Source organism: Streptomyces sp. B6B3 (genome assembly GCF_039871525.1).
Taxonomy (GTDB): Bacteria; Actinomycetota; Actinomycetes; order Streptomycetales; family Streptomycetaceae; genus Streptomyces.
In genome coordinates, this window is sequence record NZ_JBDPLU010000023.1 from 77,984 (window position 1) to 104,897 (window position 26,914).

Sequence of the window (26,914 nt, forward strand, 5' to 3'; positions counted from 1 at the left end):
CGTCACCACAGCCAGGTGCCGGTGTCGGTGAGCTGCCAGGTCTCGCCGTCCGGGTGCGCGGTGCGGGTAATCTCCACGTGTCCGTTGAGCATCCGCGTCGCCGCACGGTGGAACTCGAAGAACGCCTGCCGCAACCCCTCGGGGTAGGACTCGCCGAACGGATGGTACGACGCCACCTCCAGCCGGTGGGTGCGCTCGTCGACCCGCCGGACGCTGACGTCCCTGCGGGCCGCGGCGAGGAGCCGCTCGTGGAACGTGGTGATGTCGGCCACCGACCTGCCGGCCACGCCGGCCCGGGCGGCGAGTTCCGGCGTGAGCTGGATCCCGAGGAGCCGGGACGCCGAGGCGACGATCTGGTGGCTGGCGAACTCGCCGTAGGTTCCGTAGAGGGAGTCGACCGTCGCCTGGACGTATCCGGAGGAGAACTTGGGGCGTGCCTTCAGCACGCGTTCCTCCGGCCATCGCGCCGGATCGAGTTTCGGCGCGGCCTCGGGGTCGAACTCGGGGGTGCGGAGCGCCACCTCGTACCGCATGGTCTGCGACGGGTCGATGTCGTGGTCGTACTCGATGAAGTAGCCCTCGTCGTAGGGGTCGCCCTCCATGGAGAACTTCGTGCCGACGTAGCCGAGCCGCGGGCAGTTCATGTACCTGCCGTTGCGGGGGTGCCACGAGCTGAAGACCGTGCGGCGCACCGAGGCGGGCATGGCGATCATCGCGACGCCCGCGTACATCCACATCGGGGCCCGGTACCGCACCCAGACCTTGCGCGGCGACTCCTCGACGTACTCCATGTCAAGGCCGCCGATGATGTTGGTGAGGTAGTGGTACTTCGCCGCGGCGACGGCGGGCGGATCGTCGTGGATTCCGAGCTTGCGGAGCCCTTCGGCGTACCGGTCGCCCTGGTGGTTGGTGAGCACCTCGAACCAGAGTTTGTTGACGGCCCGCTCTCCCTTCTCCCGGAACGTCATCGCGGTCAGCGCGGAGAACATCCTGCTGAAGAAGGTCGTGGAGAGTGCCGAGGTGAACCGGAGCCGTTCCAGTTCGGTGGTCGTCGCTGCCTGCGTTTCCATGGTCCTGTGCCTCTTCCTGTCTCAGTACGCACAACCGGCGGGCCACGACCTGAGCTGGGCGCGACCGAGTTTGCCCGACTGGCCACGCGGCAGGTCGCCGACGAATTCGACGAGCTTCGGGTAACCGAACGCCGAATGGCGTTCCCTGACGAACCGCTTGATGTCGTCGGCGAGTTCGGCGGACGGTTCGTAGCCGGGGCGAAGGACGACGAACGCCTTCACCCGCTGGCCGCGTGCCGGGTCGGGCACGCCGACGACCCCCGCCTCGGCCACGGCCGGATGGCGGCCGCACGCCTCCTCGATCTCGAACGGGCCGATCCGGTAACCGGCCGACTTGATGACGTCGTCCTTGCGTCCGACGTAGAAGACGTAGCCGTCGGAATCCGCCCACGCGATGTCCCTGGTGTGGAACCAGTCGCCGCCGAAGTCCTCGTCGGTCTCCGCCGGACGGCCCCAGTAGCGCAGCGGGTACTGCGGATTGCTGCGGGCCCGCAGGCAGATCTCGCCGGACTCGCCCCGCGCCACGGGCCGCTCGTCCTCGTCCAGGATCGCGACGTCCCAGCCGGGGACCGGAAGGCCCATGGAGCCCTCCTTCCGGGGAACTCCCGGAAGGTTGCCGATCATGGGATAGCCCTCGGTCATCCCGTAGTTCTCCAGCACCGGAACGCCGAACTGCTCGGCGAACCAGGTGGCCTCCGGCCTGCCGAGCGGTTCGTTCGCCGAGCACACGATGCGGAACTTCTGCGGGAACCGGGTGCCGGCGTCCGGGACGGTGTTCATCATGATCCGAAGCCCGGTCGGGTTGAGGAAGACGTTGCTGACGCCGAGCCGGGACAGCGCGTCGAGCAGCCCCTCGGCGTCGAACCTGTGCCCGGCGGCGTGGACGACGTTGACCGCGCCGTAGCGCCAGGGGCCCAGGATCTTGTAGACGCCCCAGGCCCAGTCGCCCATCCAGTAGGAGAGTTCGCCGTCGCGCAGGTCCTGGCAGTACTCGAACTCGTTGTGCCCGATGAGGCTGCGGTGCGGGGCGAGCACGCCCTTGGGGCGGCCGGTGGAGCCGGACGTGTAGTAGAGCAGCGCGGGGTCGTCGGCCAGCGTGTCGGCGCGTTCGGGGGAGGCCGGGCAGGCGCGGACCGCGGCCAGGTGCTCGTCGTCGAGCAGCACGGTCTCGGGTACCGCGTCGGTGATGTCCCTGGCGGCGGTCGCCGCGTCGGTGACGATCAGCCGCACGTCCGCGTCCGTCAGCCGGTAGCGCAGCGAGTCGTCGCTCCACAGCGTGGACATCGGCATCCCGACCGCGCCGATCCGCAGCGCGCCGAGCAGCGCGGCCGCGCTCTCCGGCGTGGTCGGCGCGAGCACCCCGATCCGGTCCCCGCGGCGGACCCCGCGTGCCCGGTAGTAGCTCCCGAAGCGCGCGCTGAGATCCTGCAGTTCGGCCCAGTGCACGAGTCTGTCCGGACCCGCACCGTCCGTGCAGATCATCGCCAGTTTTTCCGCGGGATGCTTGTCGCAGACGTCGTGCGCGACGTTGTAATGTCGGGGAACCACCCATCGGTGGTCCGCGCGCATTCGGTGATAACGCGTAAGGTCGCACAAAGAAGAGATCCCTTCGCTCGAAGAGAAGCGCGAAGCGTGAATCGCGATTCGTTCGGCCACGACCGCCGCCGGCTCTTTATGGCCGCGCTGCGGATATCGGATTGAGGTGGCCGTACTTCAATTGGTGGGATCACATTAGGAACGCGCCGACGCCTCAGCAAGGGCGCCGACCACGCGGTCTCCTTGCCTACACCCCAAGAACTTCTTGGCCTCAGCGGTCGGCGAAGGCGCGACGCAGCGCGTCGATGCCGTTCGGCAGGAGCGGGTTGGAGTTCGCGGTGCGATGCAGCGCGAGGATCTGCCGCCCGGGGGTGAACTCCCGCAGCGGGACGCTGAAGACGCCCGCGTCGGGGGTGTGACCCAGCTCCGGGACGATCGCCACGCCCGCGCCCGCCCGCACGAGCCCCTGCACGACGCTGTAGTCGTCACTGCGGAAGGCGACCGTCGGGACGAATCCCTGCGTCGCGCAGATCCGGCGCAGGCATCTGCTCGACGCCGTCTCGGACTGGCTGGAGATCCATCGGTCGTCCCTGAGGTCCCCGAGCCGGAGGTCCTCCGCTCCGGCACGCGGGTGCTCGACGGGCATGACCAGGAGCAGGTCCTCGGTCGCCAGCTCGATGCTGGTGAGCCCGCTGGGCCAGTGCTCCGGCACGAGCGCGTAGACGTGCACGACGGCGAGGTCGACGTGGCCCTCGACCACCGCGGTGACGAGGTATCCGGTGTTCCCCTCGCTGAGCTCCAGGTCCGCGGCCGGGTGCTCGGCCATCGCGCTGGCGACCACCCGCGGGATGATCGTGCGGTTGGCGGTGGGGAAGCTGCCCAGCCGCAGGCGGCCGTGCGCGCCGTCGGCCAACCCGGTGAGCAGCGAGTCGAAGTCGTCCAGTCGCATCAGCAGTTCCTCGCCCTGGGCCGCGACGTACCGGGCGGCGGTGGTCGCGCGGATGCCGTGTGCCTCCCGCTCGAACAACACCGCCCCCGCGGCCCGCTCCAGACCGGCGATCTGCTGGGAGATCGCCGAGGCGGTGTAGCCGAGACGGCGCCCCGCCGCGGCGAAGGAACCCTCCCGGACAACCTCGCACAAAGCGCGCAATTGCGTAATGTTCACCATTCGCAGGATGCTAGAGCAAACTCATGGCTGTGCAGGGCACGGGAAACCCGCGGGCCTCCTCCGGCTCACTCCCGTGCGGGCTGTGCGCCGCCGGTGCTGTCGACGGCGAGGCCGAGGGAGGGCGCGTGGCCGTTACCGGTCGCCTGCTGGGCGAACTGGGTGCGGTACAGATCGGCGTACAGGCCGTCGCGGTCCAGGAGCTCCTCGTGGCTGCCGCGCTCGTGCACGCGTCCCTCCTTCAACACCAGGATCTGGTCCGCGTCGCGAATGGTGGACAGCCGGTGCGCGATGACCAGGGAGGTCCGACCGGTCAACGCCGTCTTCAGGGCCCGTTGCAGGGCCGCCTCGGACTCGGAGTCCAGATGGGCCGTGGCCTCGTCCAGCACCACCACCGGCGGCGACTTGAGCAACAGGCGGGCCATGGCGAGGCGTTGCTTCTCGCCACCGGAGAGGCGGTAACCGCGATCGCCCACCACCGTGTCGAAGCCGTCGGGCAGGGACCGGATCAGGGCGAGGATCTGCGCGGCCTCACACGCCCGGACCAGATCGGCCTCGCTGGCGCCGGGCCGCGCGTACATCAGGTTCTCGCGGATGGTGGTGTGGAAGAGGTAGGCGTCCTGGGTGACCATGCCCACCGTGTCGCGCAGCGAGTCCAGGGTGACGTCGCGCAGGTCGTGGCCGCCGATGCGCACGGTGCCCTGATCGGGATCGTACAGGCGGGGCACCAGATGGGTGATGGTGGTCTTGCCGGCGCCCGAGGGCCCGACCAGGGCGGTGAGCTGTCCGGCCGGGACGGTGAAACTGAGATCGGTGAGCGTCCAGGAGTCGTCGGCGCGCTCCGGCGCGGGCAGCGCGATGGACTCCAGGGAGGCGAGGGAGACGTCCTTGGCCCTCGGATAGCGGAACGACACGCCCTCGAAGGCGATCTCGGGGGCCGAGCCGGTCGAGGCGGGTGTGGTGGAGCCGGCGGTGAGCGGGGTGGCGCCGGGCTTCTCGGCGATGAGGGGTTTGAGGTCCAGGACCTCGAAGAGCCGGTCGAAGCTGACGAGGGCGGTCATCACGTCGGCCTGGGCGTTCGACAGCTGTCCCACCGGGCCCGCCAGCCGGGTCAGCAGGGTGGCCAGGGCGACCAGGGTGCCGATCTGGAGGGCGCCGTCGACGACCAGCCAGCCGCCCAGGCCGTAGACCACCGCGCCGGCCACGGAGCTGACCAGCAGCGTGGCGATGAACAGCATCTTCATGTACACGGCGGTGGTGACCCCGACGTCCCGTCCCCGGGCGGCGATCCGGGAGAAGGCGCCGGTCTCGGTCTCCGGGCGGCCGTACAGCTTGGTGAGCAGGGCGCCGGTGACGTTGAAGCGCTCGTTCATCATCGAGCCCATCTCCGCGTTCACCTGCATGTGCTGGCGCAGCACGCGCTGCATGCGCCGGCCGACCACGCGCGCCGGCAGGACGAAGAACGGCAGCAGCACCAGCGAGACCAGGGTGACCGTCCACGAGAGCAGGAACATCGTGCCCAGCACGAAGGCCAGCGTCAGACCGGCGGAGACCACCGTGGAGAGTAACTGCGTCAACGCCTGCTGGGCGCCGACCACGTCCGTGTTCAGCCGGGAGACCAGCGCACCGGTCTGGGCCCGGGTGAAGAACACCAACGGCTGCCGCTGCACGTGGTCGAACACCTCGGTGCGCAGATCGTAGATGAGTCCCTCGGACACCCGCGCCGAATACCACGCCTCGGCGAAGCCGAGACCCGCGCCGACCACGGCCACGCCGGCCACCGCCAACGCCACCCACACCACCACTCCGGTGTCGCCGCGAGCGATGCCGTGGTCGATGAGGTAGGCGAAGAGCAGAGGCGGCGCGACCACGCTCGCGGCGTTCAACGCGCTGACGAGCACCAGCACGCCGATGATGCCCCGATACCGTCCCGTATAGGGCAGGATGCGTTTCGCGGTGCCGGGTTTGACCTGATGCTTTCCTCTCGGCGCGTCCGCATCCTCCCCCATGCCCCGGATAATCATCTGGCCTGGGCCACCCATGGCCACGGAAACCACCTCTGTCTTCTCGTCACGTTACCGACTGGCCGCTGGAAACGGATTGACTCCAGCGGCCTGAAACAACTAGCCGGCGGTGTTCGACCGCTCCGCCGTGGACATCTCCATCTCGTCGATCAGGGACTGCGGACGCATATCCGTCCAGTGCCCCTCGATGTACTCCACGCACGCCTGACGCAGGCTCTCGCCGAAGACCGTCTTCCACCCGTCCGGCACTTCGGCGAACGCCGGCCACAGTGAATGCTGGTTCTCCTGGTTCACCAGTACCAGGAACGTGCCGTCCTCATTGTCGAGCGGGTTTTCCACGACTTCTCCCATTCTTGGTGCAGTGAGTTGACGCACGAATTACGGTATCGAGGCATCCGATCTGCTGACGAATACGGCAGTTGGACAGGGAGGCGCCGCGGCGCACCCTGGAATGGCCGGGAAGATCCGTTTCCTCGAGGCGGTGTGAGGCGAGGGAAACGGGTCGCCCGCGAACCTGGCGGAGCGATGCCTCACAGACTGCCGGTGCTGCTGCCCAGCACCCTGCCCCTCGCGTCCAGCGCGCTCACCCGGAAGAAGCCGGCGTCCTCGGGCACGCGCACCTCGGCGGCGGTGGCGTAGCCGGACCGGGACACGCTGCCCAGCACGTCCAGGCAGTGGGCGGAGGAACCGGCCTCGACGAGCCAGCGGTCGACCTCGGTGGCGCCGTTCCAGCTCATCGTGAGCTCCCGGCCGCCGTCGGCGTCCGGTGCGCTCCAGTCGGTGGTGGGCGGCTCGGCGGGCGTGCCCTCCCAGTCGGTGGCGCGCTCGGCGCGGTAGGAGAGGGTGACCGGGTCCTCGGGGAAGGTGGCCGTGAACACCGGCTCGGTGCCCGACGGGCCGCCGAACTCGATGATCTCGCCCGTGTCGCCGAAGGAGACGAGCTGGTTGCCGTCGGCCACCTCCCGGTTGGAGCCGGCGAAGGGAACGAAGGCCCCCTCGGAGGGCCGCAGGTCCTCGACCAGTTCGGCGGTCATGGCCTGTTCGTCGAGCTCGTAGGCGGCGCCCCGCGAGACGAGCGGCTCGCGGTGGTTGCCGTTGTCGAAGACCGTCAGCCGGCCGTCCGGGAGCCGCCGGGCGTCGTGCTGGTGGCTCGGCGCGTCGGCCGGATCGGCGAAGGCGAAGTCGCTGGCCTTGCCCCCGAAGCGCCACAGGACCTCGCCCGTGTCGATGTCGATCTTGTAGACGGTCGAGGTGGTTCTGGCGCTGACCAGGAGGTTGCCGTCGGTGTCGTAGGCCAGGGAGTTGACGTGCATGTAGTCCACGACCTCATCGGTCAGCGGCCGCTGCGTCTCGTCGACCGGGACGTGGTCGAGCCCGCTCCACTCGAACGTGATCTCGCCGGTGTCCAGGTCGCGCTCCTGGACGACCGGCTCGATGAGCGTGGCGTCGGGGAGCCCGCCGTACTCGCTGAGGTCGTAGGTGTGCTGGCGAAAGCCGATCAGCAGCACCCGGGAGCCGTCCGGGCTGTACTGGCAGTCGTGTCCGTCGGTGGGCGTGCCGGCCACGCTGAACGAGGCGATCTCGGTGTAGGAGGAGTCCAGCAGCAGGCACTCACCGCCGGACTCGGTGAACCTGTAGACGCTGAGCGCCGGCTCGCCCTGGTAGGTGACCTGCGACAGGTTCTGGTAGGGACCCTCCTGCCAGTAGACCAGCTCGCCGGAGTTCTCGTAGACGGCCATCCCCCGCATGGAGCCCACCTGGGGCGACGTCAGCAGCAGGTCGGAGTCCTCCTGTCCGGTGGGGGTGGTGGTCAGCACCGGGGCCTCGATCGGAACGTCCGCCGCGGGCAGCGGGACCACGCTTCGCTCCGCGGCCGGTTGCCCCGCCGCCCCGGCGGGGACGGCCAGCGGAACGGCGAGGGCCACCGTGCCGAGTACGACGGCACCGCGTGGGAACGAACGTGCTGAGAACGACAGTCGTGTTCGGCGCATGGATTCCTCCCGGACGAGGGGGTGATGGGTTCGGCGGATTCGCGGATTCGCGGATTCGCGGATTTGAGGGGAAGCGGGGTCGGTCGACGTGTCCGGTGGGTACGGAACGGGCTCTCGCCTCACCAGGCGACGGGCATCGCCTGAATGCCGAACTGGGGCGAGGTCTCCCGCACGCGGATCTCCTCCCGCGGCACGGCCAGGCGCAGCTCGGGAAAGCGGGGCAGCAGCTGTTCGAGCTCGACCTTCAGTTCCAGTCTGGCCAGCGCCGCGCCGGGGCAGAAGTGAATGCCGTGGCCGAAGGCCAGATGCTGGCTTCGTTCGCGGGTGATGTCGAGATCGTCGGGAGTTCCGGATATCAGAGCCCGGTTGGCCCCGAGCACGCTCAGCGCCACGATCTCACCCGACCTGATCACCTCGCCGGCCATGGGCACGTCCTCCTGGGCCATGCGCGCGGAGAGGTACGGGATGACGGACACGTAGCGGAGGAGTTCCTCAACCGCCTGATCCAGGAGGCTCATGTCCGCCCGGAGCAGCGCCAGTTGGTCCGGATGCTCCAACAGCGCCAGCACGCCGAGCGCGAGCATCTGCGCGGTTCCCTCGAGCTGGGCGAAGATGAGGGAGTTCATCATGTCGATGATCTCCGTCTCGGTGAGCTCGTGGCCGTGCTCGCGAATCAGCTTGCACAGCAGGCCGTCGCCGCTGGGGTCACGCAGCCGCAGCCTCACCAGCCGTTCGATGTAGTTGTAGTACGTGTCGCCCGCCTGCGTTTCCGTCATGCCCGGGCCCCAGGCGCGGATCGTGATCAGGCGCGCGAGTTCGGGCATGTCGTCGCGGGGGACCCCGATCTGCGCACAGGTGACCAGCCCCGTGACCGGGAAGCTGACGCGGCGCATCAGATCCGCGCCGGGGCCCGCCTGTTCCAGGTCGTCCAGGCAGTACCTGACGACCTCCTCGACCAGGGGCCGCATCTCGCGGGCCCGTCGCGGCGTGAAGTCCTGGGTCTCCAGCCGTCTGATGCGGGTGTGGTGCGGCGGGTCGAGACTGAGGAGATTCGCTCCTCCGGTGTGCTTGGCGGGACCGTTGCGGTGGTCGTTGAGGGCGAACCTGGTGGTGTCGTTGAGGATCGCCCGTATCTCGTCGGCCCCGATGACAACCCAGTCACAGGAGCCGTCGCCGACCCTGACGAGGGGCTTTCCCTCGCCTTCCGGGTAGCCCTCGGGCAGGGGGTCCAGCCCGTCCCGGCTGTGGTCGAGAAGCGGATGGTGTGGTCCCTGCATCACTCGATTCCTTTCATCGTTCCGAGTCGCCGGCCGGGCCTCGTTGTGCGAGGAGTCTCCGCGTGACGACGCGTCCGATATGTGAGACATGGGGGAACTGGAGCATGCTGTAGTGGTCCACGGCGACCTCGTGGGCGTCGATCCCTCCCGCGGCGTAGGGCTCCCACACCGTGCGGGCCCGCGCGGCCGGCAGGTCCGCCGGGCGGTCCTTCGTCGCCACGAAGAGAAGCAGGTCGCCCGAGTACCGGCGGGGGGTGTGGATGCGCGCGAGGCGGTCCGCGTTCTGCGCCAACGCCGCCTGCGTCTCGGAGGCGAAGGACAGGTCCGCGGGGCCGTGTCGGACGTCTCGCAGCCCGGGTGCCGACGAGTCCGCCGCACCGTCCGCCGGGCTCGTCGGCCTGGCCGGAGGGGCGGCGGGCGGGGGAGTGATGCCGCCGGGATAGCCGTCGAGCACGGCGAGGAGCGCGAGGTCCTCGCCGAGATCCTCCAACCGGGTGGCCATGGCCTGGCTGACCACGCCGCCCAGCGACCAGCCCAGCAGGTGGTAGGGCCCGGTCGGCTGGACGGTGCGGATCTGCTCGACGTAGTCGGCCGCCATCTCCTCCAGGCTGTGCGGCAGCGGCTCGGCACCGGCCAACCCACGGGCCTGGAGGCCGAACACGGGCACCTCGGCCGGCAGGTGTTGCAGCAGGGAGGCGTACCCCCAGCTCAGGCCCGAGCCGTGGTGCACGCAGAACAACGGGGGCAGGGTGCCCTCGGGCCGCAGCGGCAGCAGCACCTCCAGGTCGCGGTTGCGCCCGGTGCGGCGGAGCGCACGGGCGTGCCGGAGGCGCTGGGGGGCGTCCGCGCGCTCGGTGGCCACCGCGAGGCGGTGGTCGTCCCCGTCCAGCGACACGTCCACCTCGCTCAGGCGCAGCTCGGGGTCGAGGGACACCTGGGACAGGACGCCGACGAACCGGTCGGCGAGCGCGGTGGCGAGCGAGGCGTCGAAGAGGTCCGCGGCGTAGCGGAGCACGCCGTCCACGCCGGCCGGGTCACCGTTGTCCCGCCGCCGGGTGGTGAGGCGCAACGACAGGTCCGTCTCGGAGCTCAGACCGCCCACGGACACCGGTCGCGTCGCCAGCCCCGGGAAGTCGGGCACGTCCCAGATCTCACCGATGTCGTTGCGCACGTCGAGCGACACCTGGAAGACGGGATGGTGCGTCGCCGCGGGCGGCAGCTCCAGCATCTCGAGGACGCGCTCGAAGGGCAGGTCCCGGTGCGCCATGGCCTGCTCGTGCACCTCGCGCACCCGATCCATCAGTTCGAGGAAGGTGGGATCGCCGGAGGTGTCGGTCCGCAGCGGCAGCGGGCCGGCGAAGGGACCCACGACGTCCGCGACGACCTGCTGGGGGTCCCGCAGGGGCTCGGTGGTGCCGATGGCGAGGTCCTCGCCCGACCCCAGGCGGGTCAACAGGGTGGCGAGCGCGGCGTGCAGCACCGTGAACGCCGAGGCGTCCCTGGCCTCCGCCGCCCGCATCAGCCGCCGATGCGCGTCGGCGTCCAGCCGCACCGGCACCTCTCCGGTCCGGCCGCTGGAGCGGGCCGAGGGGGCACGGTCGGTCGGCAGTCGGGTCTCCCCGTCGATGCCGGCCAGCGTCTCCCGCCAGTAGGTGACCTGATCGTTGATCAGACTGTGCGCCTCCCCCTCGCGCCTGAGCAGTTCTTCCTCCCACAGGGCGTAGTCGGCGTACTGGAACGCCAGCGGCAGGCGCTCCAGGCTCCGGCCGTCGCGGCGAGCGCCGTAGCCGGCGGCCAGATCGCGGACGAGCCGGTCCATCGAGCGGTCGTCGACGGCGACGCGGTGCACCACCAGCAGCAGCACATGCTCGGTGGGCGACAGGGCGAACAGGTGCGGTGCCCACGGGGTGGCGCTGGTCAGGTCGAACACGTGCCGGGCACGAGCGGTCAGCAGCGCCGGCAGTTCCTCCTCCGTCGCCGGTGTCACGGGCAGGTCGGGCCGGGCGGCGGCCGCCCCGGCGGCCAGGACGTTCTGGTGCGGGATTCCGTCGACCGCGGGGAACACGGTGCGCAGGACGGCCTGCCGGTCCGCGAGGTCGCCCAGCGCCAGCCGCAGGGCGTCCCGGTCCAACCGGCCGCCCAGGCGCAGCGCGACCGCGGTCTGCTGCGCCGTCGGGTCCACGGCGTGACGAGTCCGCTGCCACAGGCGCCGCTGGCGGGCGGAGACCGGGACGGGCCCGTCCGGCGCGCGCTCGAAGGCGCGCAGCACCGGTCGCGTCTTGAACTCCAGCATCCGCGCCACCCCGCCGGGAGTGGGGGCGCTGAAGAAGTGCTGCATGCTCAGGTCGACGTCCATCTCCGAGCGCACGCGCGCGGCGAGGCGCATGGCGAGTGCGGAGTTGCCGCCCAGGTCGAAGAAGTTGGCGTCGGCCCCGACGCGGTCCCGCCCGAGGACGTCGGCGAACATCGCGCAGAGGGCCGCCTCGGCCTCGGTGGCGGGCTCCCGGCCCGCCTCGGCATCGTCGATCTCCTCGGACAGCAGCGCCTTGCGGTCGACCTTGCCGTTGGGAGTCAGCGGCAGCGCGTCCATCATCCTGATGACGGCCGGCTGCATGTAGTGCGGCAGGATCCCCGCCAGATGGTCGCGAACGGCCCGGACGAGCGTGTCCTGGTCCGGCCTCGGGGCGTCCTCCGCCGTCGCGGTGACGACGAAGGCGACCAGGCGTCGCAGCCCGGGGCTGTCCTCGCGCGCCACCACGGCCGCCTCGCCGATGCCGGGATGGCTGAGGACGGCGGCCTCGACCTCGCCCAGCTCGATGCGGAAGCCGCGGATCTTCACCTGCGCGTCCGCTCGGCCGACGAAGCGCAGGTGCCCGTCGCCGTCCCAGCGGGCCAGGTCGCCGCTGCGGTACATCCGCTGGCCCGGGTCGTCGCCGTAGGGGCAGGCCACGAAGCGCTCCGCGGTGAGGCCGGGTTGTCCGGTGTAGCCGCGGGCGAGGCCGGGGCCGGCGATGTACACCTCTCCGGTCACCCCCGCGGGCACCGGGTTGAGGAACCCGTCGAGGAGATACACCCGGGTGTTGGCCAGGGGCCGGCCGATCGCCGGCGCCGCGTCGTCCGGGGTGATGCCGGGATCCACCGGGGCGGGCATCGCCGCGGTGATCACCGTGGCCTCGGTCGGGCCGTAGGTGTTCCACACGCGCGACCTGGACGCCCAGCGGGAGGCCAGATCGGCCGTCAGCCGCTCGGCGCCCAGCACCCAGTTCTCGACGCCTGGCACCGCCTCCGGCTCCAACCCGGACAGCAGGGAGGGCACCACACTGGCCACCCGCACGTCCGCCTCGCGGATCGTCTCCGCCAGCAACCGCGGCTCGGCCCGTTCCTGGCTGGTGAGCACCGCCAGCGTGCCGCCGGCGCCGAGAGTGGTCACGACGTCGAGGATCGAGGCGTCGAAGCTGAACGAGGCGAACTGCAACGCCGTCACGCCCTCGGCCACGCCCAGCACCGGCCGCATCGCCTCGGCGAGGTTGACGAGACCCTGGTGCGTGACGGCCACGCCCTTGGGTCGGCCGGTGGATCCGGAGGTGTAGATGACGTACGCCAGCTGACGAGGGTCGAGCACACGCTCCGGCGAGTCGCCGGCCCGGGCCGCGATCGACGCCCGGGTGGCGGCGTCGTCCAGCGACATCACCCGCGCCGCGGACCCGGGCAGCTGGGCCACCGTCTCGTCGGTGACCAGGACGACCGTCGTCGCGCTGTCGTCGATGATGTACGACAGCCGGTCGGCGGGGTACTCCGGGTCCAGGGGGACGAACGCGGCGCCCGCCTTCCACACCGCGAGCATGCCGACGATCACGTCGGCACCGCGCGGGAGGAACAGCCCGACCCGGGACTCCGGCGCCACACCGGCGTCGGACAGGTGGCGGGCCAGGCGGTTGGCCCGGGCCTCCACCTCCGCGTACGAGAGGCTTTCCCCGCCGCAGCGCACCGCCGTCGCCCCGGGCCTGCTCCGAGCCCGGGCCTGGAACTCCTCCAGCCAGGTGTGCCGCGGCAACGGTCGGGCGGTGTCGTTCCACCGCTGGAGCACCCGGGCCTGCTCCCCGTCCCGGAGGATGTCGATGTCGCCGAGCCGGATGTCGGGGTCGTCGGCGATCTGGGCCAGGACGTGCGTCAGCCGGTCCGCCAGACCCTCGACGGTGTCGTGGTCGAAGAGATCGGCCGCGTACTGGATGCCGCCGACCATGCCGGCCGGGGCGCCCCGGTCATCGTGCCTTTCCGCCAGGTCGAAGGAGAGGTCGAACCGGGCGGGTGGTTCGACGGCGGGCGGGATCTCCGCCACCCGGACACCGGGGAGGTCCCAGTTCGGGTCGGCCATGGTCTGCAGCGCGAGCATGACCTGGAAGAGCGGGTTGCGGGCCAGCGATCGGGGCGGGTTGACCTCCTCCACCAGGCGCTCGAAGGGCACGTCCTGGTTCGCGTAGGCGGCCAGATCGGCCTCCCGCACCCGGCCCAGCAACTGGGTGAAGGTGGGGTTCCCGCTGAGATCGGTGCGCAGCACGAGGGTGTTGACGAACAACCCGACCAGGCCCTCCAGCTGGGCGTCTCCGCGACCCGCCGTCGCGGTGCCGACGGGGATGTCCGACCCGGCGCCCATCCGGGAGAGCAGCATCGTCAGCGCGGCGTGGACGACCATGAACATCGTCGCCCCGCCCCGGCCGACCAGCCGCGTCAACCGGGCGTGCGTGGCGGGGTCGACGTGGACCGGCGCCTGGCCGCTGCGGAAGGAGGGCGCGGCGGGGCGGGGCCGATCCGTCGGCAGGGTGGTCTCCGGTTCCAGCCCGGCGAGGGCGTCCCTCCAGTACGCCAGTTGGGCACTGATCACGCTGTCCGGATCGTCCGACTCGCCGAGCACCTCGCGCTGCCACAGCGCGTAGTCCGCGTACTGGACCGGCAACGGAGCCCAGCCGGGCTCGTGGCCCTGGCACCGGGCCGCGTAGGCCGCCCGCAGATCGTCGGCCAGCACTCCCATCGACCATCCGTCGGAGGCGATGTGGTGAGTGACCAGCAGCAGGACCGACTCGGTGGGAGCGAGGCGCAGCAGCCAGGCACGCCACGGCAGCTCGGCGCGCACGTCGAACCCTCGTCCGGCCCGCTCGGCCAGCGCCTGGTCCAGCTGCTCCTCGCTGACCTTTTCGACGACCAGATCGGGGCGGGCGGCCTCGCCCCGCAGGATGTGCTGACGGGGCGCGCCGTCGGCGTCCGGAAAGACGGTGCGCAGGCTCTGGTGCCGGTCGGCGAGGTCCGCCAGTGCCGTACGCAGCGACGCCACGTTCACCGCACCGGAGAGCCGCAGCGCCAACGGCAGGTTGTAGGCCGCGTCGGCACCGCCCTGGTCGTCCATGCGGTTGAGGAGCCACATGCGTCGCTGTGCGAAGGACAGCGGCACCTCTTCCGGCCTGGTCCAGGGCCGCAGCGCCTCCCGCGAGCCGCCGATGGCGTCGGGACGTGCGACGCGCACGGCGAGCGCGGCCACGGTGGGTTCCGCGAACACGTCGCGGATGCCGATGTCCGCGTCCAGCACCGACCGCACCCGGCCGATCAGCCGCATCGCCAGCAGCGAATCACCCCCGAGGGCGAAGAAGGAGTCGTCGATGCCGACCGTTTCCAGGCCCAGGATCTCGGCGAAGAGGGTGCAGAGGGTGGCTTCGGTGTCGTTGCGGGGTGCGCGGCCGGTGGAGTGGGCGGCGTAGTCGGGGGCGGGCAGGGCCCTGCGGTCGAGCTTGCCGTTGGGGGTGAGGGGCAGCGCGTCGAGGAGCACGACGGCGGCGGGGACCATGTACGGGGGCAGGGCGGTGGCGGCGTGGTCGCTGACCTGGTCGGCGGTGACAGGGGCGGCCGCTTCGGGGACCACGTAGGCGATGAGGCGTTTGTCGCCGGGGTGGTCCTCGCGGGTGGTGACGGTGGCCTGGGTGATGTGGGGGTGGGTGAGGAGGGTGGTTTCGATCTCGCCGGGTTCGATGCGGTAGCCGCGGATCTTGACCTGGGCGTCAGTGCGGCCGAGGAACTCCAACTCGCCGGCTTCGGTCCAGCGCACGAGGTCGCCGGTGCGGTACATCCGTGCGCCGGGTGCGTCGCCGTAGGGGCAGGCGGTGAAGCGTTCGGCGGTGAGGGCGGGTTGTTCGGTGTAGCCGCGGGCCAGGCCGGCGCCGGCGAGGTACAGCTCGCCGGGTATGCCGGGGGGCACGGGGCGGAGGAAGCCGTCGAGGACGTAGGTGTGCATGTTGTCCAGGGGACGGCCGATGGGGATGGCCGTGGGGACGGGGTCGTCCGGGTGGATGGGGTGGGTGGTGGCGAAGGTGGTGGTCTCGGTGGGGCCGTAGCCGTCGACGACGGTCAGGTGGGGGCAGGCGTCGCGGACGCGGGTGACCGCGTCCGCGTGGACGGCGTCTCCGCCGGTCCATACCTGGGTCAGGCCGGTGAGGCAGGCGGGATCGTCCTGGGCGAAGAGGTGGAAGAGCGCGGCGGTCAGCCACATCGCGGTGACGCCGTGATCAGTGACGAGGGCTCTGATGCTGGTGGTGGTGAGGGGGGTTGGTGGGGCGATGACGATCTGGCCGCCGGTCAGGAGTGGGGTCCAGAGTTCGTAGGTGGAGGCGTCGAAGGTTTGGGGGGAGTGGAGGAGGACGCGTTCGTGGCCGTGGGTGAAGCGGCTGTCGAGGGCGAGGGCGGTGATGTCGCCGTGGGTGACGGTGACGCCTTTGGGGATGCCGGTGGAGCCGGAGGTGAACATCACGTAGGCGGTGTCGAGGGTGCCGAGGGGTACGTCGGTGTGGTGCGTGGGGCCGGTGAGCAGCTCGTCGACGGGTGTGGTGTCGACTGGTGGGTCGGTGATCGTCCGGTCGGTGATGAGGAGTGCGGCCTGTTGGAGGATCAGTTGGCGGCGGGCTGGTGGCCAGTCGGGGTGGAGGGGGAGGTAGCCGGCGCCGGCTTTGAGTGTGCCGAGCAGGATGGCGACCAGGTCGGCGGAGCGGTCCATGGCGACGCCGACGAGGTCTCCGCGGTGTATGCCGCGGGTGACCAGTCCGGACGCCACCCGGTCTGCGCGCCGAAGCAGTTCCGCATAGGACCATTGCTGGTCGGCGGTGACCACGGCGGTGGCGTCGGGTGTGCGCGCGGCCTGGGCCTGGAACAGCTCCACCAACGAACCCTCGGGCGTCGGCCGAGCGGTGTCGTTCCACGCGCCCACCACCAGGTCGCGGTCCGCCGCGTCGGTGATGTCCACGCTCCCGACCAGCGCCTGGGGCCGGGCGACCAGTTGCTCGACCACCCGCAGCAGGCTGGCCACGATGCCTCGTGCCTGGTCCGGCCCGACGAGGTCGGGGCGGTAGGCCAGCTCCCCCTCCAGCCGCTCGCCCGGACTGGTGATCAGGCACAGCGGGTAGTGCGTGGCGTCCTGGGGAAGGTCGACGGGACGCATGACCACGCCGTCCGTCTCGTCCGGGCGGTGGTCCCCGGCCGGCCGCGGGTAGTTCTCGTGCACCACCAGGGTGTCGAAGCTCGCCCCGGACCCGGCCACCTGCTGGATCTCCGACAGCCCCACCCACTGGTGCCCCATCAACTCGACCTGCCGGCGCTGCAACTCGTCGAGCATCGCGATCACCGGCCGCCGCGCGTCCAGGCGCACCCGCACCGGCAGGGTGTTGATGAACAACCCCACGGCCGACTCCACCCCCGGCAGGTCCGTGGGCCGGCCGGCGACCGTGGTCCCGAAGACCACGTCGTGCCGCCCCGCCAACCGGGCCAGCACCAGCGCCCAGGCGCCCTGCATCAGCGTGTTGACCGTCAACCCCCGCTGCCTGCCCAGGTCCTGCACGGCCCGGGTCGCCTCCGCGCTGAGGGTGAAGCGCTCCACCCGGGGGCGGACCTGCACCGCGGCCGACTCCACCGGCGCCACCAGCGTCGGCCCGTCCACCCCGGCCAGCTCCGCCCGCCAGGCCGCGTGCGCGGCCTGCTGGTCCTGCCGGGCCCGCCAGGCCAGGTACTCCCGGTACGACACGGCCTCGGGCAGCTCCCGACCTGCTCCGGCCGCGTCGTACAGCGCGGAGAGGTCACCGATCAGCACCGGCAGGGACCAGCCGTCCATCAGGATGTGGTGGCTGGTGAGCACCAGGCGGTGCCGTCGCTGCCCCAGCCGGATCAGCAACAGCCGCAACAGCGGCGCCGAGCCCAGATCGAACCGCCGGCTCATCTCCCGCTCGGACAGTCGCGTGATCTCCCGTGCCGCTTCCTCCTCGCCCAGATCCGAGACATCGGCCTCCCGCCAGGGCAGGACGACCCGGTCGGCGATCACCTGGACGGCCTGCCCCGAGGACAACTGGTGGTAGCTGGCCCGCAGGATCGGATGCCGAAGCACCAACGCCTCCCACGCCGCCCGCAACCGTTCGACGTCCACCGGACCGTCCACCGACATGGCGCGCTGCCCCTCGTACACGTCCACGCCCTCGCCGTCGAACAGCGCGTGGAAGATCATGCCTTCCTGCAACGGAGACACCGGCCAGACGTCGACCAACGCCGGCACCGCCGCCTCCAACGCCTCGACCTCCTCCTGGCCGATCTCCACCAGCGGGAAGTCGGAGGGCGTGTGCCCACCGGCCTCGGCGTGGTCCGAGGTGTGCCCGGCCAGGCCGGCGAGCGTCGCCGCCCACCAGGTCAGCAGCGCCTGAACGTCCGTCTGCCGCAGCAACCGCTCGGGAAAGGCCGCGCTGAGGGTGAGCTGGGGACCGGTGGGCAGGTCCCGCACCAGTCCCATGACCTCCAGGACATGCGCCACCGGCAGCCCGCCCTGCCCGCCGCCGTCCGGCCCCGGCCCGCCCACCGGCACCCACGCCTCGGACGCGGCGGCACCGCCGGGACCGGCCGCCGGCATCCGGCCCAGATAGTTGAACCCGATCTGTGCCGAGGGAAGACCGGCGAGGGTTTCGGCGGTGCCGGGGTTGAGGCGGCGCAGCATGCCGTAGCCGAGCCCGTCGCCGGGCACCGCACGCAACTGCTCCTTCACCCGTTTGACCGCCTGGCCGGCGGCCGGTCCACCCTCGCGGACCTGGGCGGCGTCGATGGCCCCGGCGTCGATCCGGACGGGGTGCGTGTCGGTGAACCAGCCAGCGGTGCGGGAGAGGTCGTCGCCGTCGCCCAACGGATGCCTGCCGTGGCCCTCGACGTCAACCAGGAAGCCGCCGGAGACGTCCCCGCCCCGCCACTCACCCAACGCCACGGCGAGTCCGGTCAGCAACACGTCGTCGACACCCGCGTGAAAGGCGGTCGGCACGGAGGTCAGCAGCGCTGACGTCACCTCGGCCGGCACCGTCACCGAAACCTGCCGCACCGTGGAGCCCACATCCCGTGCCGGATCAACCGGCTCGGCGGTCACCTGTCCGGAAGGCCCCTCCAGAAGAGCGGTCCATCCCGGCAGCTCCGCCTCCCGCTCCTCGCTGCCGGCCTGCGCGGCCAACTCCCGTGCCCAGTGCCGGAAGGAGGTGGGCACCGCATCGAGCGTCGCCTCCCGCCCGGCGGCCACGTCCGCGTACGCCTGCGCCAGATCGGGCAGGAGAGCGTGCCAGGACACGGTGTCGATCACCAGGTGGTTGGCGATGACCAGCAGCCGGCCGGGCTCGTCGGCGCCGCGATCGAGCCACACCATCTGGAGCACGTTGCCCGCCCGGGGGTCCAGGCGGGCGACGGCCTCGGCCGCCTGCCCCTCCAGGAGCTCCCCGAAGTCGCCGATGCGACGGGCGTCGACGCGGGTGACCAGCCCGGCGGCGTCCACGGAGCCCCGCTCACCCACCAGGAGAACGGGCCGCGACCCGTCACCGCTCAGTCGGGCGCGCAGCATGTCGTGGCGGTCGATCACCGCCTGCGCCGCACCCACCAGCGCGCCGAGTTCCATGCCGGCAGGCGTGGCCACCACGGTGGACTGGACAACGCGCCCGATCCGGTCCGGGCCGACGCGTTCGACGACCTCGCGCATCACGGGCGTCAGCGGCACCTCGCCCACACCGGACTCGCCCCGCTCGGCGGGGCCCTCCGTGCCCAGGCCCGCCACCGCGGCCAGCGCGGCCGGTGTCTTCTGCTCGAAGACCTGCCGGGGGCTGAGCGTCAGTCCTTCGCGGCGGGCGCGGGTGGCGAGCTGCATGGACATGATGGAGTCGCCGCCGAGCGCGAAGAAGGAGTCGTCGACGCCCACCCGCTCCAGATCCAGCACCTCGGCGAACAACGCGCAGAGCCTGGCCTCAGCCTCGGTGCGCGGCTCGCGCTCCGACACCCGTCCAGCGAAGTCCGGCGCCGGCAACGCGGACCGATCCACCTTGCCGTTCACCGTCAACGGCAGCGCGTCCAACACCACCACCGCGGCGGGCACCATGTAGTCGGGCAGGCCGCGTGCCGCATGGTCGCGCACGACTGAGGCCAGCGTTTCGTGGTCCCGTGTCTCGCCAACCGCCGGCACCACGTAGGCGACGAGGTGGTTCTCGCGGGCCACCACGGCGGCTTGGTGGACTGCTTCGTGGGTGGTGAGGGTGGTTTCTATTTCGCCGGGTTCGATGCGGTGGCCGTGGATTTTGGTTTGGGTGTCGGTGCGGCCGTCGAAGTGGAGGTGGCCGTGGGTGTCCCAGTGGGCGAGGTCGCCGGTGCGGTACATCCGTTCGCCTGGGGTGCTGGGGAAGGGGCAGGCGATGAAGCGTTCGGCGGTGCGGCCGGGTTGGTTGACGTAGCCGCGGGCCAGGCCGGGGCCGGCGAGGTACATCTCTCCGGTCACACCTGGGGGGACGGGGCGCAGGAGGGTGTCGAGGAGGTAGACGCGGGTGTTGGCCAGGGGTTGGCCGATGGTGGGGGGTGGGTCGTGTGGGGTGATCGCCGGGTCGAGGGGGGTGGGTGCGACGGTGGTGATGACGGTGGCTTCGGTGGGGCCGTAGGTGTTGCGGATCTGGGCTTGTCCGGCCCAGCGGGAGGCGAGGTTGGCGGTGAGGCGTTCGGCGCCGAGGACCCAGGTGGTGACGCCGGGTACCGATTCTGGTTCCAGGGTGGTGAGGAGGGAGGGGACGACGCTGGCGGTGGTGACGTTGGCGTCGCGGATCATCTCGGCAAGGGCTTGGGGGTCGGTGCGTTGTTCGGTGGTGGCGATGGCGAGGGTGGCGCCGGTGGTCAGGGTGGTGGTGATGTCGAGGATGGCGGCGTCGAAGGTGAAGGAGGCGAACTGCAGGGCGGTTACGCCCACGTCGACGCCGAGGGCGGGTCGCATGGCGTGGGCGAGGTTGGTCAGGCCCTGGTGGGTGACGGCGACGCCCTTGGGTCGGCCGGTGGAGCCTGAGGTGTAGATGACGTACGCCAGCTGCCGTGTGTCGAGGGCGGGCTGCGGGCGGGTCGGCGACTCCTGCGCGATGGCCTCGCGGGTGTGGGTGTCGTCCAACGCCACGGATCGGCCCGGGTGGTCCGGCAGCCGGGCCAGCGTCTCGCCGGTGCCCAGCACGAGGGTCGCCTCGCTGTCGGTGAGGATGTGGGCGAGGCGGTCGGTGGGGTGGTCGGGGTCCAGCGGCACGAACGCGCCGCCCGCCTTCCATACGGCGAGCATCGCGACGATCATGTCGATGCCGCGGGGCAGGCACAGGCCCACCCGGATCTCGGGACCGACGCCCAGCTCGTCCAGATGGCGGGCCAGCTGGTTGGCTCGTCCTTCGAGTTCGGCGTAGGTCAGGGCCTGGGGTCCGCACCGCAGCGCGGTGGCCTCCGGTGACCGTTGGGTCTGGGCGTCGAACGCCGCCAGCCAGGTGTCCGGGGAGACCGGCGCGTCGGTGTCGTTCCACCGTCCGATCACCTGGGACCGCTCGTCCGCGTCCAGCAGGTCGATGTCGCAGACGCGGACCTGCGGGTCGGCCGCGAACTGCTCCAACACCCGCACCAGGCGCGTCATGACCTGCCGCGCGTCGGCCTCGGCGAACTGATCGGGGCGGTAGTCCAACCGGAATCCGAGGCTCTCGCCCGGGTTGACACCCAGGGCCAGGGCGAAGTTGGTCGACTCGCGCATGCCGGCCGGGGCCAACCGCAGTCCCGCCGGACCCGATGCGTTCCCGGTCGTGGGCATGTTCTCGAAGGCGACCAGGGTGTCGAACGTGGCTCCGGGCCCCGCGACGCGCTGGATGTCGGCCAGCCCCAGGTGCTGGTGATCCAGCAGCGCGGACTGCCGAGCCTGAAGCTGTTCCACCGTCCGCGCGAGGCTCTCCGCCGGGTGGAAGGTCACCCGCACCGGAACGGTGTTCAGGAACAGCCCCAGCATCTCCTCCATGCCGGGCAGCTCGGCGGGCCGTCCCGCCACGGTGGCCCCGAAGACCACATCCTGGTGTCCGGTCAGCTGGCCCACGACCATCGCCCAGGCGGTCTGCACGACGGTGTTGAGCGTCACGCCGTGCCGGCCGGCGAGGGTGCGTAGCGCCTCCGTCAGCGACGCGCCCGCGTCCGCCGACACCGTGCGCGCCAGCACAGCGGAGGCAGCCGCCGCCTCGGGCGCGACCCGCGTCGCCTCCTCCGCCCCGGCGAGCGCCTCGCGCCAGGCCTGGCGAGCCGCCTCCGTGTCCTGGCGAACCAGCCAGGACAGGTAGTCCCGGTACTCGGGCGGCGGCGGCAACTCCCGGGCGCTGCCGCCCGCCTCGTAGCAGGCCCACAGCTCCCGCATCAGGATGGGCAGCGACCAGCCGTCCAACAGGATGTGGTGGAAGGTGACGACCATCCGGTGCCGCCCCGGTCCGAGCCTGAGCAGCATGAGGTTCAGCAGCGGCGGGGCGGCGAGGTCGATGCCCCGCGCGCGTGCCTCCGCGCCCAGGCGCTCGGCCAGCTCGGCGGCGGCCTCCTCGTCCAGCCCGGTGAGATCCTCCTCGCGCCAGGGCACGCGGGCCTCCCGGGCGATCACCTGCACGGGCTGCTCCACGCCTGGCGTCTGCCGGAAGCCCGCGCGCAGGCTGGTGTGCCGATCCACCACCGCCTGCCAGGACGAGCGCAGGGTCCCAGTGTTCAGGGGTCCGTCGATGTCCAGGGCCAGCTGTTCCACGTAGACGTCCGTGCCCTGCTCGTCGAACACGGCGTGGAAGAACATGCCCTCCTGCAACGGCGAGACCGGCAGCGCCTCCACGAGCCCCGGAACGTCCCGCTCCAGCGCCTCGACCTGGCTCTGGTCGATAGCGACCAACGGGAAATCAGACGGCGTGTGCCCACCCGCGCCCGGCGCCTGGGAGTGCGTGGCCAAACCGGCCAGCGCCCCTGCCCAGCCCTCGGCCAACTGCCGTGCGGACGCCTCGTCGACGACACGCTCCGGGAAACCCACACTCAACGTCAGCTCGGGACCGGTGGGCAGGTCACGCACCAGGCACAGGATCTCCAGGGCGTGCGGCACGGGAAGCTCGGCCTGCGCGCCGCCGTCCGGCCCCGGGCCACCGCTGCTGGTCCAGTCGGACGCGGCGGACGTGTCACCGGCGCCACCCGCCGGCATCCGGCCCAGGTAGTTGAACCCGATCTGTGCGGTGGGGAGATCGGCGAGGGTTTCGGCGGTGTCGGGGTTGAGGTAGCGCAGCATGCCGTAGCCGAGCCCGTCAGCGGGCACCATCCGCAGCTGCTCCTTGACCCGCTTGATGACCTGGCCGGCCGCGGCGCCACCGGCGCGCACCCGCGCCACATCGATCGCTCCCGCGTCGAGCCGCACGGGATGCATGCTGGTGAACCAGCCAGCGGTGCGGGAGAGGTCGTCGCCTTCGCCCAACGGATGCCTGCCATGGCCCTCGACGTCCACCAGGAAGCCGCCGGACGCGGCCTCGCCGGCCCACTCGGTGACGGCCACGGCGAGACCGGTGAGCAGGACGTCGTCGATGCCGGCGTGGAAGGCCGTGGGTGCGTGCGTGAGCAACGCCGAGGTCGTCCCGGTCGGGACGGTCACGGACACCTGCCGCATCGTGGCGCCGACATCACGTGCCGGATCCACCGGCTCGGCCGTCAGCGGAGCGTCACGACCCTCCAACAGCCCGACCCACGTCGGCAGCTCAGCCTGCCGCTCCTCGCTGGTGGCCCGCGCGGCCAGTTCGTGAGCCCAGCGTCGGAAGGAGGTGGGCACCGCATCGAGCGTCGCCTCCCGCCCGGCGGCCACGTCCGCGTACGCCTGGGCCAGATCGGGGAGCAGCGCCTGCCAGGTGACGGTGTCGATCACCAGGTGGTTGGCGATGACCAGCAGCCGGCCGGGGCGGTCGGCGCCGCGATCGAGCCACACGAACTGGAGCATCACGCCCGCCCGGACGTCCAGTCGGGCCGTCGCCTCCTGCGCGGCCAACTCGGTGAGCGCGGCCAGGCCCACCTCGGGGACGCGTTCAGCGTCGACATGGGTCACCAGTCCGGTGGCGGCCACCGACCCCGGCTCACCCACCACGAGAGTGGGCCGCGCGGCGTCCGTCTCCAGCCGGGCACGCAGCACGTCATGGTGGTCGAGCACCGCCTGGAGTGCACCGGTCAGGGCGTCGAGAACCATGCCGGCCGGTGTCGTCACCACGGTGGACTGGACCACCCGAGCCACCAGATCGGGGCCGACCCGGTCGATGACCTCACGCATCACCGGCGTCAGCGGCACCTCGCCCACGCCCGCATCGTCGCGTTCAACGGCCCCAGCGGCGGCGTCGCCCGACGCGGCCGCCAGCGCGGCGGGGGTCCGCAGCTCGAAGACCTGCCGAGGGCTGACCACCAGCCCGGCGCGGCGCGCCCGGGACGCCAACTGCATGGACATGATGGAGTCGCCGCCGAGCGCGAAGAACGAGTCGTCGACGCCCACCCGCTCCAGTCCCAGCACCTCGGCGAACAACTGGCACAGCGTCGCCTCGGTCTCGGTACGCGGTTCACGTCGGGACACCCGCCCGGTGAGGTCGGGGGCCGGCAACGCGTCCCGGTTGACCTTGCCGTTGGCGGTGAGCGGCAGCGCGTCCAGCACCACCACGGCCCCGGGGACCATGTGCTCGGGCAGGCTCGCGGCGGCGTGGTCACGGGCGGCCGATGCGACGGCGTCGTGGCTGTCCGTCGCCTCTGGGACGGGGACCACATAGGCGACGAGGCGCCGGTCACCCGGACGATCCTCGCGGGCCACCACGACGGCTTGGCTGATGGTGTCGTGGGTGGTGAGGACGGCTTCGATCTCGCCGGGTTCGATGCGGTGGCCGTGGATTTTGGTTTGGGTGTCGGTGCGGCCGTCGAAGTGGAGGTGGCCGTGGGTGTCCCAGTGGGCGAGGTCGCCGGTGCGGTAGATCCGTTCGCCTGGGGTGTTGGTGTAGGGGGAGGCGATGAAGCGTTCGGCGGTGGGGGCGGGTTGGCCGGTGTAGCCGCGGGCGAGTCCGGGGCCGGCGAGGTACATCTCTCCGGTCACGCCGGGGGGTGTCGGGCGCAGGAAGCTGTCCAGGACGAGGACCCGTGTGTTGGCCATGGGCCGGCCGATGGCGGGGGGCGGGTCCTGCGGTGTGATCGCCGGGTCGAGGGGGGTGGGTGCGAGGGTGGTGATGACGGTGGCTTCGGTGGGTCCGTAGGTGTTCCAGATCTTGGCGTGTGGTGCCCAGCGGGTGGCCAGGCGGGTGGTGAGGCGTTCGGCTCCGAGGATCCAGTTGGTGATGGTGGGTACGGCTTCTGGTTCCAGGGTGGTGAGGAGGGAGGGGACGACGCTGGCGGTGGTGACGTTGGCGTCGCGGATCATCTCGGCAAGTGCTTGGGGGTCGGTGCGTTGTTCGGTGGTGGCGATGGCGAGGGTGGCGCCGGTGGCCAGGGTGGTGGTGATGTCGAGGATGGCGGCGTCGAAGGTGAAGGAGGCGAACTGCAGGGCGGTTATGCCTTCGGTGACGCCGAGGGTGGGTCGCATGGCGTGGGCGAGGTTGGTCAGGCCCTGGTGGGTGACGGCGACGCCCTTGGGTCGGCCGGTGGAGCCCGAGGTGTAGATGACGTACGCCAACTGACGTGTGTCCAGGGCGGGCTGCGGGCGGGTCGGCGACTCCTGTGCGATCGCCTCGCGGGTGTGGGCGTCGTCCAACGCCACGGATCGGCCCGGGTGGTCCGGCAGCCGAGTCAGCGTCTCGCCGGTGCCCAGTACGAGGGTGGCTTCGCTGTCGGCGAGCACGTACCCGAGGCGGTCGGCGGGGTGGTCGGGGTCCAGCGGCACGAACGCGCCGCCCGCCTTCCACACCGCCAGCATCCCGACGACGACGTCCACCCCGCGCGGCAGGCACAGGCCCACCCGGGACTCCGGCCCGACGCCCACACTGGTCAGGTAGCGGGCCGTCTGATTCGCCCGGCTCTCCAACTCCCCGTAGCTGAGCGCCTCGCCGCCGCAGCGCAGGGCCACCAGGTCCGGGGTCCGCTCGGCCTGGGCCTGGTAGGCATCGAGCCACGTGCCGGCCGCGAGTGCCTGGGCCGTGTCGTTCCACGACTCGACCACCCGAGACCGTTCGGCGTCGTCGAGCAGATCGATCCGCCCCACGGGGAGCGAGGGGTCGGCGACCATCTGCTCCAGGACCCGGACCAGCCGCTTCGCCACGTCCCGAACGGTGTCCTCGTCGAACAGGTCCGATCGGTAGTCGAGCTTGCAGATCATCGTCTCGCCGGGGACCACGACCAGCGTGAGCGGATAGTGAGCGGACTCCCGTACCCCGGTGGGCCGGATGGCGAGGGCCTCCGGGGCGGGGGAGCCGGCCGGCGGACGAGGGTAGCTCTCGTAGACCACCAGCGTGTCGAAGAGGGCTCCGGTTCCCGCGAGACGCTGAACGTCCGGCAGGCCGATGTGCTGATGGGCCATCAGCTCCGACTGGCGACTCTGGAGGGCGGCCAGCATCTCCGCCACCGGCTGGGCGCCGTCGAGTCGGACGCGGACCGGGAGGGTGTTCATGAAGAGCCCGACCATCGACTCCACGCCCGGCAGGTCCGAGGGGCGGCCGCCCGAGGTCGCCCCGAACGTCACGTCGCCGCGTCCGACGCGTTGTCCCACCACGATCGCCCACGCGCCCTGTAGCACGGTGTTGACCGTCAGCAGCTGGCGACGGGCGAGACGCGCCAGTCCCCGGCCGAGTTCCCCGGGCAGCTCGATGACCAGGTTGGCGAACAGCTGCCCCCCCGCGCGGTCCGAGTCGGACGCCGGCGCGAGCAGCGTCGGGCCGGGGACGCCGTCCAGTTCGGACCGCCACGCCGCGCGTGCCGCCTCCTTGTCCTGTCGTGCCAGCCAGGCCAGATACTCCCGGTACGACGTCACCCGAGGCAGTCCGCTGGGGTCGCCCCCCGCCGCGTAGATCGTCGAGAGCTCACCGATCAGCACCGGTAGGGACCAACCGTCCATGAGGACGTGGTGGGTGGTCATGACCAGGCGGTGCCTGTCCTCGCCCAGCCGAACGAGGAGCAGCCGTAACAGCGGAGGCTCTGCCAGGTTGAACCGGGTGTGCAGGTCCTCTTCGGAGAGCCGGTCGATCGCCGCGCGCGCGTCCGCCTCGTCCAGGTGGGCGACGTCCTCCTCCCGCCATGGCAGGTCCACATGTCGCGCGATGACCTGGACCGCCTCACCCGACCTGCGTCGACGGAAACCCGCCCGCAGCGCGGCGTGCCGGGCGATCAGGGCCTCCCACGATCTCCGCAGTCGCCCCGCGTCCAGCGGCCCGGTCAGTTCGAGCCCTCGCTGCCCCTGGTAGACGTCGCGGCCCTGGCCGTCGAAGGCGGCGTGGAACAGCATCCCCTCCTGGAGCGGAGACAGGGGCCACACGTCCTCGACACGGGTTCCGGTCATCGCTTTGGTCTCCTTGTCAGCTGTCCG

At 71.5% G+C, this 26,914-nt stretch carries 8 protein-coding genes; all 8 read right to left on the reverse strand.

The genetic code is table 11. The features are described 5' to 3' along the window. Positions 1 to 2 precede the first annotated feature (2 nt). On the reverse strand, positions 3 to 1,070 hold the full coding sequence (locus ABGB06_RS33100; RefSeq protein ID WP_347596970.1) for a hypothetical protein: 1,068 nt from the start codon (positions 1,068 to 1,070) through the stop codon (positions 3 to 5). A gap of 21 nt (positions 1,071 to 1,091) precedes the next feature. Further along, entirely contained in the window at positions 1,092 to 2,618 is a 1,527-nt protein-coding gene (locus ABGB06_RS33105; RefSeq protein WP_347596972.1) for an AMP-binding protein, read from the reverse strand. 259 nt (positions 2,619 to 2,877) lie between these two features. Further along, the gene (locus ABGB06_RS33110) at positions 2,878 to 3,774 is read right to left on the reverse strand and encodes a LysR family transcriptional regulator (protein ID WP_347596975.1); all 897 of its coding nucleotides are present in this window, start codon (positions 3,772 to 3,774) and stop codon (positions 2,878 to 2,880) included. 65 nt (positions 3,775 to 3,839) lie between these two features. Then, positions 3,840 to 5,780 carry an ABC transporter ATP-binding protein gene (locus tag ABGB06_RS33115; protein WP_347596978.1) on the reverse strand — a complete coding sequence of 647 codons (1,941 nt, stop codon included), beginning with the start codon at positions 5,778 to 5,780 and terminating at the stop codon, positions 3,840 to 3,842. Positions 5,781 to 5,894: 114 nt separating this feature from the next. Further along, the gene (locus tag ABGB06_RS33120) at positions 5,895 to 6,134 is read right to left on the reverse strand and encodes an MbtH family protein (RefSeq protein ID WP_347596981.1); all 240 of its coding nucleotides are present in this window, start codon (positions 6,132 to 6,134) and stop codon (positions 5,895 to 5,897) included. A 191-nt stretch (positions 6,135 to 6,325) separates the two neighbouring features. Then, positions 6,326 to 7,786 carry an arylsulfotransferase family protein gene (locus ABGB06_RS33125; protein ID WP_347596984.1) on the reverse strand — a complete coding sequence of 487 codons (1,461 nt, stop codon included), beginning with the start codon at positions 7,784 to 7,786 and terminating at the stop codon, positions 6,326 to 6,328. A 119-nt stretch (positions 7,787 to 7,905) separates the two neighbouring features. Continuing rightward, a complete protein-coding gene (locus tag ABGB06_RS33130) occupies positions 7,906 to 9,063 on the reverse strand; it encodes a cytochrome P450 (RefSeq protein ID WP_347596987.1) in 1,158 nt (385 codons plus the stop codon). A 13-nt stretch (positions 9,064 to 9,076) separates the two neighbouring features. Further along, positions 9,077 to 26,887, reverse strand: coding sequence for an amino acid adenylation domain-containing protein (locus ABGB06_RS33135; RefSeq protein ID WP_347596989.1), 17,811 nt, complete (start codon positions 26,885 to 26,887; stop codon positions 9,077 to 9,079). Between the last annotated feature and the right edge of the window lie 27 nt (positions 26,888 to 26,914).